The 13,306-nt window shown below is 68.1% G+C and carries 11 protein-coding genes; 3 read left to right on the forward strand and 8 right to left on the reverse strand.

Annotated elements, in window-relative coordinates:
- Positions 1 to 7 precede the first annotated feature (7 nt).
- From esaR to def, 8 genes are all read right to left on the reverse strand, one after another.
- Entirely contained in the window at positions 8 to 709 is a 702-nt protein-coding gene (gene esaR, locus KU887_RS16535; RefSeq protein WP_006495385.1) for a response regulator transcription factor EsaR, read from the reverse strand.
- Positions 710 to 3,124 (reverse strand): sensor histidine kinase EsaS, encoded by a 2,415-nt coding sequence (esaS, locus tag KU887_RS16540; protein ID WP_258250626.1) that lies wholly within the window; start codon positions 3,122 to 3,124, stop codon positions 710 to 712.
- Positions 3,114 to 3,704, reverse strand: coding sequence for a DUF4390 domain-containing protein (locus KU887_RS16545; protein WP_060267852.1), 591 nt, complete (start codon positions 3,702 to 3,704; stop codon positions 3,114 to 3,116). The genes esaS and KU887_RS16545 overlap by 11 nt, the downstream gene beginning before the upstream one ends.
- Positions 3,701 to 5,092 carry a 16S rRNA (cytosine(967)-C(5))-methyltransferase RsmB gene (gene rsmB / locus KU887_RS16550; protein WP_006485768.1) on the reverse strand — a complete coding sequence of 464 codons (1,392 nt, stop codon included), beginning with the start codon at positions 5,090 to 5,092 and terminating at the stop codon, positions 3,701 to 3,703. The genes KU887_RS16545 and rsmB overlap by 4 nt, the downstream gene beginning before the upstream one ends.
- Positions 5,093 to 5,312: 220 nt before the next feature.
- Positions 5,313 to 6,170, reverse strand: a complete 858-nt coding sequence (htpX, locus tag KU887_RS16555) for a zinc metalloprotease HtpX (RefSeq protein WP_006485774.1) — start codon at positions 6,168 to 6,170, stop codon at positions 5,313 to 5,315.
- Between the two features lie 99 nt (positions 6,171 to 6,269).
- Positions 6,270 to 6,911: a LysE family translocator gene (locus KU887_RS16560; RefSeq protein WP_006495387.1), complete on the reverse strand. Its 642-nt coding sequence runs from the start codon at positions 6,909 to 6,911 to the stop codon at positions 6,270 to 6,272.
- Positions 6,912 to 7,031: 120 nt separating this feature from the next.
- The gene (gene fmt, locus KU887_RS16565) at positions 7,032 to 8,024 is read right to left on the reverse strand and encodes a methionyl-tRNA formyltransferase (RefSeq protein ID WP_006495388.1); all 993 of its coding nucleotides are present in this window, start codon (positions 8,022 to 8,024) and stop codon (positions 7,032 to 7,034) included.
- Positions 8,025 to 8,058: 34 nt separating this feature from the next.
- Positions 8,059 to 8,562 carry a peptide deformylase gene (def, locus tag KU887_RS16570; protein WP_006485794.1) on the reverse strand — a complete coding sequence of 168 codons (504 nt, stop codon included), beginning with the start codon at positions 8,560 to 8,562 and terminating at the stop codon, positions 8,059 to 8,061.
- 185 nt (positions 8,563 to 8,747) lie between these two features.
- Between def and dprA the strand changes: the two genes are divergently transcribed.
- The 3 genes from dprA to KU887_RS16585 all read left to right on the forward strand — a co-directional run bounded on the left by dprA (position 8,748) and on the right by KU887_RS16585 (position 13,267).
- On the forward strand, positions 8,748 to 10,061 hold the full coding sequence (dprA, locus tag KU887_RS16575; RefSeq protein WP_179148690.1) for a DNA-processing protein DprA: 1,314 nt from the start codon (positions 8,748 to 8,750) through the stop codon (positions 10,059 to 10,061).
- 36 nt (positions 10,062 to 10,097) lie between these two features.
- Positions 10,098 to 10,478 carry a thioredoxin family protein gene (locus KU887_RS16580; RefSeq protein ID WP_006485786.1) on the forward strand — a complete coding sequence of 127 codons (381 nt, stop codon included), beginning with the start codon at positions 10,098 to 10,100 and terminating at the stop codon, positions 10,476 to 10,478.
- Between the two features lie 191 nt (positions 10,479 to 10,669).
- Positions 10,670 to 13,267 carry a DNA topoisomerase III gene (locus KU887_RS16585; RefSeq protein ID WP_109342225.1) on the forward strand — a complete coding sequence of 866 codons (2,598 nt, stop codon included), beginning with the start codon at positions 10,670 to 10,672 and terminating at the stop codon, positions 13,265 to 13,267.
- The last annotated feature ends 39 nt before the right edge of the window (positions 13,268 to 13,306 follow it).

Raw genomic sequence — 13,306 nt, forward strand, 5'->3', positions numbered from 1 at the left:
AAATATTTTACAGCGCGCCTTCGGACGGCTTCTTGCCGAGCTCGACGCCGAGTTGCTTGAGCTTGCGATACAGGTGCGTGCGCTCGAGGCCCGTCTTCTCCGCGACGCGCGTCATGCTGCCGTTCTCGCGCGCGAGGTGATATTCGAAGTACGCGCGCTCGAACGCATCGCGCGCTTCGCGCAACGGGATGTCGAACGGGATCGCGGCCGTCTGGCCCGCGAGGCCGAGCGCCGACGCCATGTCGTCGCCGAGCGTCGGCAGCGCCGCCGCGGACGCGACCGCCGCCGGCCCCGCGGCCTGCCCGCCGCCCGCCTTCGCCGCCGCGTTCGCGGACACCGGCGCCGCGCCGCGGGCGAGACCGTGCTCGACCGACTTCAGCAGCTTCTGCAGCGCGATCGGTTTCTCGAGGAAATCGAGCGCGCCGATCTTGGTCGCCTCGACGGCCGTATCGATCGTCGCGTGCCCGGACATCATGATCACGGGCATCGTCAGCAGCCCCTGCGCCGCCCATTCCTTGAGCAGCGTGACGCCGTCGGTATCGGGCATCCAGATATCGAGCAGCACGAGATCGGGCGCCTGATTCAGCCGGTATTCCCGCGCGGCCTGCGCGTTCTCCGCCGCCTCGACGACATGTCCTTCATCGCTGAGGATCTCCGAGAGCAATTCCCGGATGCCCATTTCATCATCTACCACCAGGATGGTTGCCATTTACGCTGCCTTTGTCTGCTCACTTGCTTTTGTCTTGGCGGGTGTCGTCCCGTCCTGTGCGCCCGGTCCGGCGCCTGGCGTATCGCTCGCCATCTGCAGGAAGAGGATCGACACCTGCGCACCCTCGACGGTCTCGCCGTGCATGCGATTGCGCAGATCGATCCGCGCGCCGTGCTCGTCAACGATTTTCTTGACCGTGGCCAGCCCGAGCCCCGTGCCCTTCGCCTTGGTCGTCACGTAAGGCTCGAACGCACGGGTCAGGATGCGTGCCGGAAAACCGGGCCCGTTGTCGGACACGGTAAGACGTACCGCGACGCGCGTTTTGCCCTCGGCGTCGGGGTCGCCATATTCTACTGTCTTGGTTTCGATCAACACACGCGGATGCGCGGACTCCGCGACCGAATCCTGCGCATTCTGCAGCAGGTTGTGAATCACCTGGCGCAATTGCGTCGCGTCGCCGCGAATCACCGGCAGCGACGGCGCGAGCTCGGCGACGATCGGGCTCTTGCCCTCGCCGACGCCGTACAGCCCGAGCACCTCGCTCGCCAGTTCGTTCAACTGCAGGTTCGCGAGCACCGCCGGCGGCGTGCGCGCGTATTCGCGAAAATCGTCGACCATCCGCTTCATCGCGGCCACCTGGTTCACGATCATCGTCGCGCCGCGCTTGAGCACGTCTGCGTCGGGCGGCGCAAGCTTGTCGGACAGCTTCATCTGCAGCCGCTCGGCCGACAGCTGGATCGGCGTCAGCGGATTCTTGATCTCGTGCGCGAGCCGCCGCGCGACCTCGCCCCACGCGACCGAACGCTGCGCGGAAATCACGTCGGAAATGTCGTCGAACACGACCACGTAGCCGGACGTCTGCGGATCGTCGGCCTGCCCTTCGACCGTCGACACGAGCCGCGTACCGCGTACGAGCAGCGTCAGCGGATCGGTTTCGCCCGGCACCTCGATCGCGAACTGCTGCTGCCAGTGGCCGCGATCGCCGCTGCCGCCGTCGGACGCCGCCTCGCGATCGGCGAACGCCTTGCGCACCATCGCGCCGAACCCGGCGGCCACGCCGATCCGGTCGAGCGTCGTGCCGATCAGCGTGTTGAACGGCTGCCGGAAGATCCGCTCGGCGCCGCGATTGGCCGTCGTCAGCCGGAACTGGCGATCGAGCACGAACACGCCGGCCGTCAGGTTCGCGAGGATGCTCTCGAGATACGTCTTCGAATGCTCGAGCGCGATGCGGTTCTTCTCGACCGCGAGCCGCGCCTCGGACAACTGGCGCGTCATCGCGTTGAACGACTGCGTGAGGAAGCCGAGCTCGTCGCGCGTCTTGATCTCGCGCTTCGGCGTGTAGTCGCCTTCCGTGATCTCCTTCGTGCCCTGCGCGAGCAGGAACAGCGGCCGTGCGAGCTGCTGGCCGAGCGCGAGCGCGAGCATCATCGCGATGAAGGTCGCGAGGAACAGCGCGAGCGTCAGCGTGCCGATGTACATCTTGCGCAGCCCCGTGCGGCCGAGCGACTTTGCCTGGTACTCGCTGTACGCGCGCTGCACGGCGTCCGCGTTGTGCGCGAGCGTCGGCGGCACCGGCTGCGTGAGCTGCAGGAACCGCTCCGCCGGCTGCAGCAGCGACGTCGTCGCGTCGGGAATCGGCCGCACGACGCGCAGCCGCAGCGCGCCCTTCGCGCCGTGTGCGCGCGGGTCGCCGTCGACTTCGCCCTCGATCGCCGCATACGCGCCGTGTTCGCGCGCCTGGCTCAACATCAGCGGCGTCGGCAGGTCGTCCGGAATCAGCGCCGCGAAATTGCCCGACGCCTGCGCGACGATGTGCAGGTCGGGCGCGGCGCCCGAGCCGCCGCGGCTCGGCTCGACGATCGTCGCGTCCTGCACGCCGAACTGGTCGCGCAGCCGCAGCAGCGTGAGCGTCGTGCCGTTCGTGTTCGCATCGACGCTCGCGAGCTGGTCGGACATCAGCCGCGCCTTCGTCTGCAGATCGGACAGCGACGCATCGAGCATCCCGCGGCCGAGGTTCAGGCCGGCCGTCAGCGCCGTCTCGACGTTCACGTCGAACCACGACTCGATACTGCGCGACACGAACTGGTACGACACGATGTAGATGATCCCGCCCGGCACCACGCCGACGAGCGCGAAGAACACCGCGAGCTTCGCGAGCAGCCGTGTGCCGAACTTGCCCTTCCTCAGGCGCACGACGATCATCCCGATCAGCCCGAGCACCACGAGCAGGAACACGAGCGCGACGACGATGTTCGTCGCGTACAGCCACGAGTAGTAGCGATCGAAGAATTCGGTGTTCGCGCTCGCGGCCGCCAGCAGCACGAGCAGCAGCAGCGCGGTCAGCGCGACGGTCGAGACGATCACGCGGACGAGGAGGCTCTTCCCGCTGGCCGCGCGGCGTACTTTATTTAGCACGTTCGGTCACCGTGAAGTTGAAGCGCTTCCAGTCCGACCCGAGCGTCCAGTCGCGATTGTTTACCGCGTCGACCTGGAACGGCTTCGGCATCAGCGCCGTATCGAGCTGCATCCGCACCGACGCCGTGTAGGTTTCGCCGGCACGCACCTGGTTACGGTCGATCACGTGCCACGACGTGATGTGCCGGACCACCGCGAGCGCATCCTTCAGCGACGGGAAGCCGAGCTGCAGGCCGCCCGTCGACACGCGGTACTCGCGCGTGAGCGGCTGGAACGACAGGCGGATCGTCTGCGTGACCGCTACCGGCTGCTCGTCGAACCAGTACCAGCGCGCGCGGCTCAGCTCGAAGTCGGTCGTGAAATAAAGCGGGATGCCCTTGTTGACGGCATCCTCGAGGTTCGGATTCAGCTCGAAGTCGAACCGTGCGTCGAGGCTCCAGCCGCTTCCGTCGGACTGGAGCGACGCGCGTTGCACGGCGATCGATTCGGCATGCACCGGCCGCACGACGGCCAGGCACAGCGTCAACGCGACCAGCAAGACGGCCGCGAGCCGAAAGGGAAAAAGGTGTTTGATCGTCACCGTTTCTGAAACCGCGCGTAGAAAAATCCGTCGTGATCGGTGTTCTGGTCGAGTGCGCCGGCGGCCGCCCGTCCCTGCACGCCGCCCGGCAGCAGTTGGCCGGGGGCGTCCAATCGTACCGCATCTTCACAGGCCGCTTCAAACCAGCGGGCCTGCCCTTCGCCTTCTTCGGGGAAGATCGAACAGGTCACGTAAAGCAGTTCGCCGCCCGGCTTCACGAGCGGCCACAGCGCCGACAGGATGCGACGCTGCTCCGCGACCAGCGCCGGGATGTCGGCCTCGCGGCGCAGCCAGCGGATGTCGGGGTGCCGCCGCACGATGCCGGACGCCGAGCACGGCACGTCGGCCAGGATGCGATCGAACGGACGCCCGTCGTACCACGCGTCCGGCGCGCCCGCGTCGCCGACGCACACGTTCGCCGCGAGCGACAGGCGCACGAGATTCTCGCCGATGCGCGCCGCGCGCGTCGCGTCGCTTTCGAGCGCCACGACTTCCGCGTCGGCGAGTTCGAGAATATGGCCGGTCTTGCCGCCGGGCGCCGCGCACGCGTCGAGCACGCGCATGCCGTCGCGCGCGCCGAGCCATTCGGCCGCGAGCTGCGCGCCGGCGTCCTGCACCGACACCACGCCGTCGGCGAAGCCCGGAATGCGGTCGACCGGCAGCGCCGACGCGAGCCGCACCGCATGCCGGCCGATCGCGACCGCTTCGATTCCGCTCGCACGCAGCGTGTCGAGATACGCATCGACGTTCGCGCGACGCGCGTTCACGCGCAGCGTCAGCGGCCCCTGGCGCTCGCCGGCCGCGAGGATCGCCTGCCACGCGTCGGGCCATGCGCGCTTCACCGCATCGACCCACCACGCACGGTAGTTCCAGCACGCAACCGGATCGTCCTGCATCGCCGCGACGAGTGCGTCGCGCTCGCGCAGGAAACGGCGCAGCACCGCGTTGACCATCCCCTTCGCGAACGCGAATTCGCGCCGCGCACCGATGACGGTGACGGCCTGGTCGACCACCGTGAACGCCGGGTACGCAGCTTCGTCAGGCGGGTCGAGCAGCAGCGCGAACGCGCCGGCGAGCACCGCGTGCACGTGCGCGGGCGGCGCCTTGCTGACGAACTTGCCGATCAGCCAGTCCGCGCTGCCGAGGCGACGCATCGTCCGGTAGGCGACGTCCTGCGTCGCGCCGCGTGCGAGCGCCTGCGCGCCGGACGGCATCTGCGCGAATACCGTCGACAGTGCCGCCGGCAACGCGGTGCCGCGTCGCACCGCATCGACCGCCTGCGCGGCCGCGTCGAGCGCGAAGCCGAGCGAATCGGGCGCCAGGTGCAGCGCAGCCAGGCGCGCCGGGCGGCCGGAAGAAGTCGGAGCGGAAGAACGGGGTCGTGTCATCGGTACGGAATCGGCAAGCAGGCGCGGCAAACAAATGCGGCAAACGGCGGGATCGCAGTCGCCGGATGGCCCGGCGATCCCAAACCGCGCATTGTAGCGTGCGACCATGCTGCCCCTTTGGCCCCTTTACGGCGAGCGCAAATGAAACACCCCGCAGCACGGCGCATGCGGGGTGGCAAGGGGGCCTCCGCGCGACATCAGCCGCGCGGTACACCGGAGGTCAATCGAAGCGGCCGGTGCGCGCCATCTCCATCAGGCGCGCGATGCGTTCCTCGGTGGCCGGGTGCGTCGAGAACAGGTTCTGCAGGCCGCCGCCGTGCAGCGGGTTCATGATCATCATCTGCGCGGTGGCCGGATGGGCCTCGGCCGCCTGGAACGGAATGCCCGCCGCATAGCGATGAATCTTGTCGAGCGCGGTGGCGAGCGACTGCGGATCGCCGGAAATCTGCGCGCCGCCGCGGTCGGCCTCGAACTCGCGGGCCCGCGAAATCGCCATCTGGATCAAGGCGCCCGCGATCGGCGCGAGCAGCGCGACCGCGATACCCGCGATCGGATTGGCCGGCCGGCCGTTCTCGTCGCGCCCGCCGAAGAACATCGCGAAGTTCGCGAGTGCCGAGATCGCACCCGCCATCGTCGCGGTGATCGTCGAGATCAGGATGTCGCGGTGCTTCACGTGCGCGAGCTCGTGCGCCATCACACCGCGCATCTCGCGCTCCGACAACACGCGCAGGATACCCGTCGTCGCGGCGACCGCCGCGTGCTCGGGGTTGCGGCCCGTCGCGAACGCGTTCGGCGCATCCTCGTTGATCAGGTAGACGCGCGGCATCGGCAGGTTCGCGCGCGTGGCCAGCTCGCGCACCATCCGGTAGAACTGCGGCGCCGTGTTCTCGTCGACTTCCTGCGCGTTGTACATGCGCAGCACCATCTTGTCCGAGAACCAGTACGAGAAGAAATTCATGCCGAGCGCGAACAGCAGCGCGATCGTCATGCCGCGCGAGCCGCCGATCATCCCGCCGATCACGATGAACAGGGCCGTGATCGCGGCCATCAGCATCGCCGTTTTGACCCAATTGAACATACCCACTCCTTATCCGTCAGGGGACCGCCGCGCATCACAGGGCGCGGCGGAAAATTGTAAGCGATTTGTTAGATAAGGTCTTGCCGGAAAAATTCAATCTCAGCGTTGCGACGTTGCAAGACGAAGTCCGAGGCCGACGAACGCGCTGCCGACCGTGCGGTCGAGCCACTTCTTGACGCCCGGCTTGCCGGAAAAGCGCTGTGTGACGCTGCCCGCCACCCACGCGACCAGGCTCGTCCAGACCGTGCTCATCGCGACGAACACCGCGCCGAGGGTCAGGAACGCCCATGCCTTGTGCGGACTGTCGGCCGAGACGAACTGCGGGAAGAACGACACGAAGAACAGCACGACCTTCGGATTCAGCACGTTGGTCCAGAAGCCCTGCATGAACAGCTGGCGCAGCGGCTTGGCGGCCGCGGCCTGCGCGGCTGCGGCGCCCGACGGCGCGCCGGCCTGCTTCGCGATGATCATCCGCACGCCGAGATAGATCAGGTAGGCGGCGCCGACCAGCTTGATCACCGTGAACGCGGTGGCCGACGCGGCCAGCAGCGCGGTCAGGCCGAACGCGCAGGCGAGCGCGTGAACGCAGCAGCCGGCCGAAATGCCGAACGCCGACATCAGCCCCGCGCCGCGCCCCTGCGCGACGCTGCGGCCGACGATGTAGGCCGTATCAGGGCCGGGCGTGACGTTCAGCAGGAAAACCGCGAACACGAAGAAGCCGAAATGGGTGATGCCGAACATGAAAACCTCGAAACCGGAGAGCGCAGGGAAATTCTACGCGCGCCTGCCGCACCGCGCGACTCGGCCGTCCGGCCAGTTGCGCCGGGCCGGCAGACCGGGTCGAATGGCGCTCAGGCCGTGTCAGTCGACGTCGGGCAGCGCGAACCGCTGGCCCGCGGCGAGCGGCGAACCGGCGAGGAATTCGCGCGCGGGCAGCCGCTTGCCGCCCGGCTTCTGCAACTGAGTGACGCGCAGCGCGCCGCTGCCGCATGCGACCACCACGCCTTCCGGCGCGGCTTCGACGATCGTGCCGGGCGCCGCGTTGGCCATCGTGCCGCGCGCCGCCACGGGCTCGGCCGCCCACAGCTTGATGGCCGCGCCGTCGAGCGTCGCGACGCCGCCCGGGAACGGATCGAATGCACGCACCTGGCGCGCGAGTACGTCGGCCGGCTTGCGCCAGTCGAGCGCCGCTTCGTGCTTGCCGATCTTTTCCGCGTAGGTCACGCCGTCGGCGGGCTGCGGCGTCGCCGGCAGCGTGCCGTCGCGCTCGAGCCGCACGAGCGCGTCGACGATCAGCCGCGCGCCGTCGGCGGCGAGGCGGTCGTGCAGCGTCGCGGTCGTATCGTCGGGCGCGATCGCGATGCGCGCCTCCTCGATCATCGCGCCGGTGTCGAGGCCGACGTCCATCTGCATCAGCGTGACGCCCGTCTCGGCGTCGCCGGCCTCGATCGCCCGATGGATCGGCGCGGCGCCGCGCCAGCGCGGCAGCAGCGACGCGTGGATGTTGATGCAGCCCGCGCGCGGGATGTCGAGCACCTCCTGCGGCAGCAGCAGGCCGTACGCGGCCACCACCATCACGTCGTGCGGCGTCGTGCGCAGCAGTTCGATCGCGTCGGCCGCCTCCGCCGGGTACTTGCCGGCGCGACGCAGCGACGGCGGTTGCGCGACGGTCATCCCGTGCTCGACGGCGTAGCGCTTCACGGCACTGGCCTGGAGTTTCATCCCGCGGCCGGCCGGGCGATCGGGCTGGGTAAGCACGAGCGGCACCGGGAAACCGGCCTCGTGGATCGCGGCAAGGGCAGCCGCGGCGAATTCCGGCGTGCCGGCAAAAATCACGCGCAACGTATGGGTCATGACAGCGTTCGGGGTCGGGCTGGGTGCACGCGCATCACATCGCGCGTTCGAGTTTCTTCATCTTCGTCTTGATGCGCGTCTGCTTGAGCGGCGACAGGTATTCGACGAACACGCGGCCCATCAGGTGATCCATCTCGTGCTGGACGCACACGGCGAGCAGGCCCTCGCAGTCGAGCTCGAACGTCTCGCCCTGCTCGTTGAGCGCACGCACGCGCACGTGGTCGGGACGCTCGACTTCGTCGTAGATGCCGGGCACCGACAGGCAACCTTCTTCATAAGTCTGCTTCGCGTCGCTCGACCACACGATTTCCGGGTTGATGAACGCGCGCAGCTCGTTCTTCTCCTCGGAGACGTCGATCACGATCACGCGCTCGTGCACGTCGACCTGCGTGGCCGCCAGGCCGATGCCGGGCGCCGCGTACATGGTCTCGGCCATGTCGGCGACGAGCTTGCGGATCCGGTCGTCGACCTTGTCGACGGGCTTCGCGACCTTGTGCAGCCGCTTGTCGGGGTAATGAAGAATATTGAGCAAAGCCATGGTGTTCGGTATTCGGTGGAGCGGCGTGCCGCATCGGCCATCCGGCCGGCTGGCGCCGCCGCCGGGATGCAATGAAGATGAGGCGGATGCGTGGCATATCAATGCCGCGGATCGCGCCTCCTGCAATCGGCCGGGCGCCTGCGCGCACGGCCCTGTCGAGTATTTCGGATGATGAAAATTTTATCATGGCGCCACGCGCTTCGCTGGCCGCCGCATTCGAGGGCCGCCTCATGTCGCCGCAAGCGCTGACGCCCGCCGCGCTGCGCGCATGGCTGCAGTTCGCGCATGCGCCCGGCCTCTCGCCTGCCGTGCTGCAACTGCTGCTCGCGGCATTCGGCTCGCCGGAGGCGTTGCTGCGCGCGTCCGACGAGGCGATCGCCACCGTGAGCAGCCCCGCCGCCGCGCAGGCCGTGCGCATGAGCGAACGCGACGATCTCGATACGCGCACCGCCGCCGCGCTTGCGTGGCTCGACGGGCCGGGCAACGTGCTCGTCACGCTGAGCGATCCGGCCTACCCGCCGCGGCTGCGCGACCTGCACGATCCGCCGCCGCTGCTATATGTAAAGGGAGGGCTCGAACTGCTGCACGCACGCGGCCTCGCCGTGGTCGGCAGTCGCCATGCGACGCCGCAAGGGCTCGCCGACGCCACGCAGTTCGCCCGCACGTTGTCCGACGCGGGCCTCACGATCGTCTCCGGCCTGGCGCTCGGGATCGACGGCGCCGCGCACCGTGGCGGGCTCGACGGCCGGTCGGGCACCGTCGCGGTGATCGCGACGGGCGCCGATCTCGTCTATCCGGCGCGGCACCGCGCGCTCGCCCACGAGATCGCCGCACGCGGCGCGATCGTGTCGGAATGGCCGCTCGGCACGCCGGCCCGCGCCGCGCATTTCCCGCAGCGCAACCGGCTGATCGCCGCGCTCGCGATCGGCGCGCTCGTCGTCGAGGCCGCTCCGCGCTCGGGCTCGCTGATCACCGCGCGGCTCGCGAACGAATTGGGGCGCGACGTGTTCGCGATACCCGGTTCGATCCACGCCCCGCTCGCGCAGGGCTGCCACGCGCTGATCCGCGACGGCGCGAAGCTCACCGCGGCGCCGCTCGACGTGCTCGAGGAATACGGGCTGGACGAACCGGCGGCGCGCGCAACGAGCGGCGCAATGCGAGCCGGCAATCAGGGCTCGAACACCGACGCGCTCCGCGAACCTGAAACTGCCGGCATCGCGCAAGCGAATCGCACGGCGGCGACCACCGCACCGGCCTCAATCGAAGCCGCTCCACCAGGCAATCCGTCGGAACGAGCGGTGCTCGCCGCCCTGGGATACGGCCCCGTGACATACGAATGGCTGGCCGAACACAGCGGCCTGTCCGACGACGTGCTGCATGGCGCACTGCTCGCGCTGGAACTGGCCGGCCGCGTCGCGAGCGTCGCCGGCGGCCGCTTCGCGCGGCTTGACGCAGCGCCCACCCCCTCCACGCGGGGCGTGCTACATTCCCCGGCATAGGGGCGGCCCGGCCGCCGACGCTACCCAAGGAATGCCATGCCCGCGCTGAATCTCGACACCGATGCCGATCGGATCGCCGAGCGCCTCGCCGATCCCGGCACGTTGCTGGTCGCCTGCCTGTGCGCCGAGTGGTGCGGCACGTGCCGCGACTACCGGACCGCCTTCGACCAGCTCGCCGACGCGCATCCGGACGCCTGCTTCGCCTGGATCGACATCGAAACCCATGCCGACCGGCTCGACGATCTCGACGTCGAGAACTTCCCGACCATCCTGATCGAGGATGCCCACACCGCGCGCTTCTTCGGCACGGTGCTGCCGCACGCGGCGATCGTCGAGCGCATGCTGTCCGACCTGAGCGCGGTGCCAGGTGCGCCGCACGCACCGAAATTGCGCGACGTCCTGAACGTCGAAGCCTAATTCGCGGCTGGCCCGGCGGTTTTGCGCCCGTTTGCGCGCGCCGCCGCGTCGGACGCTTGCCGCCGTTGCGGCCCCCCTCTATGATGAGCCGCTTTTTACACGCCGAGCCGCCGTCGCTGCGGCGTGTGCTATAAAGCGGTCGTAAAAGGGACCCACAACCGGCGAACCCGGTCTACCAACACACACCTGTCATGTCCAAAGCACTGATCATTGCGGAAAAGCCTTCTGTCGCGAACGACATCGCACGCGCTTTGGGCGGCTTTACCAAGCATGACGAGTATTACGAGAGCGACGATTTCGTCCTTTCGTCCGCTGTCGGCCACCTGCTGGAAATCGCCGCCCCGGAAGAGTACGAGGTCAAGCGCGGGAAATGGAGCTTCGCGCATCTGCCCGTCATTCCCCCGCATTTCGACCTGAACCCGATCGCAAAAAGCGAGTCGCGCCTCAAGGTGCTCACGAAGCTGATGAAGCGCAAGGACGTCGACCGCCTGATCAACGCATGTGACGCGGGGCGCGAAGGCGAGCTGATTTTCCGCCTGATCGCGCAGCACGCGAAGGCCAAGCAGCCGGTCCAGCGCCTGTGGCTGCAATCGATGACGCCGCAGGCGATCCGCGACGGTTTCGCGAACCTGCGCAGCGACTCCGACATGCAGCCGCTCGCCGACGCCGCACGCTGCCGCTCGGAAGCCGACTGGCTCGTCGGGATCAACGGCACCCGCGCGATGACCGCGTTCAACAGCAAGGGCGGCGGCTTCTTCCTGACCACCGTCGGTCGCGTTCAGACGCCAACGTTGTCGATCGTCGTCGAACGCGAAGAGAAAATCCGCCGCTTCATCCCGCGCGACTACTGGGAAGTGAAAGCCGAATTCGCGTGCGCGGGCGGCTTCTACGAAGGCAAGTGGTTCGACCCGAAATTCAAGCGCGACGAATTCGATCCGGAAAAGCGCGACTCCCGCCTGTGGAGCCTGCCGGCCGCCGAAACGATCGTCGCCGCCTGCCGCGACCAGGTCGGCACGGTGTCCGAGGAATCGAAGCCGTCGACGCAGCTGTCGCCGCTGCTGTTCGACCTGACGAGCCTGCAGCGCGAGGCGAACAGCCGCTTCGGCTTCTCCGCGAAGAACACGCTCGGCCTCGCCCAGGCGCTGTATGAAAAGCACAAGGTGCTGACCTACCCGCGTACCGACGCGCGCGCGCTGCCGGAAGACTACCTGTCGACGGTCCAGTCCACGCTCGAGATGCTCAAGGAGAGCCACAACTACCTGCCGCATGCCAAGCAGGTGCTCGACAAGGGCTGGGTGAAGCCGAACAAGCGGATCTTCGACAACTCGAAGATCAGCGATCACTTTGCCATCATCCCGACGCTGCAGGCGCCGAAGTCGCTGTCCGAGCCGGAGCAGAAGCTGTACGACATGGTCGTGAAGCGCTTCCTCGCGGTGTTCTTCCCGGCCGCCGAATTCCGCGTGACGACGCGCATCACCGAAGTCGCCGGCCATCACTTCAAGACCGAAGGCAAGGTGCTCGTCGAACCGGGCTGGCTGCAGGTGTACGGCCGCGACGCCGAAGGCGCGGACGCGAACCTCGTGCCGGTGCAGAAGGACGAGAAGGTGAAAACGGACGAAATCGCCGCCGTCGCGCTCGTGACCAAGCCGCCCGCACGCTACTCGGAAGCGACGCTGCTGTCCGCGATGGAAGGCGCCGGCAAGCTGGTCGAGGACGACGAGTTGCGCGAGGCGATGGCCGCGAAAGGTCTCGGCACGCCGGCGACGCGCGCGGCGATCATCGAAGGCCTGCTCGGCGAGAAGTACCTGCTGCGCGAGGGCCGCGAACTGATCCCGACCGCAAAGGCATTCCAGCTGATGACGCTGCTGCGCGGCCTCGGCGTGAAGGAACTCACCGCGCCCGAGCTCACCGGCGAATGGGAATACAAGCTGTCGCAGATGGAGCGCGGCAATCTCGGCCGCGACGCGTTCATGCAGGAAATCGCCCGCATGACGCAGCAGATCGTCAAGCGCGCGAAGGAATACGATTCCGACACGATCCCCGGCGACTACGCGACGCTCGAGACGCCGTGCCCGAACTGCGGCGGCCAGGTGAAGGAAAACTACCGCCGCTTCGCGTGCACGAAGTGCGACTTCTCGATCTCGAAGATCCCGGGCAGCCGGCAGTTCGAGATTCCGGAAGTCGAGGAGCTGCTGCAGAAGAAGGAAATCGGGCCGCTGTCCGGGTTCCGCAGCAAGATGGGCCGCCCGTTCTCGGCGATCCTCAAGCTGTCCTTCGACGACGAGACGAAGAACTACAAGCTCGAGTTCGATTTCGGCCAGGACCAGGGCGGCGAGGAAGGCGAAGCGCCCGACTTCTCCGCGCAGGAACCGGTCGGCGCGTGCCCGAAGTGCAAGGGCCGCGTGTTCGAGCACGGGATGAGCTATGTGTGCGAGCACTCGGTCGCGAACCCGAAGACCTGCGACTTCCGCTCGGGCAAGGTGATCCTGCAACAGGAAATCACGCGCGAGCAGATGGGCAAGCTGCTGGCCGACGGCCGCACGGATCTGCTGCCGAACTTCAAGTCGTCGCGCACCGGCCGCAACTTCAAGGCGTTCCTCGTGAAGCAGCCGGACGGCAAGATCGGTTTCGAGTTCGAGAAGAAGGAGCCGAAAACCGCCGCCGCGAAGAAGACGGCCAAATCGGCGACGAAGGACGCCGAAACCGTGACGGAAGGCGCCGAGGAGAAACCGGCACCGGCCCGCAAGACCGCCGCCCGCAAAACCACGGCGCGCAAGACGGGTTCGTGACGGCCCGGCCGCCGGGCGGCGCGTCCGGCGCCGGCACGC

It is taken from the genome of Burkholderia sp. EMB26 (genome assembly GCF_024730645.1).
GTDB lineage: Bacteria > Pseudomonadota > Gammaproteobacteria > Burkholderiales > Burkholderiaceae > Burkholderia > Burkholderia cenocepacia.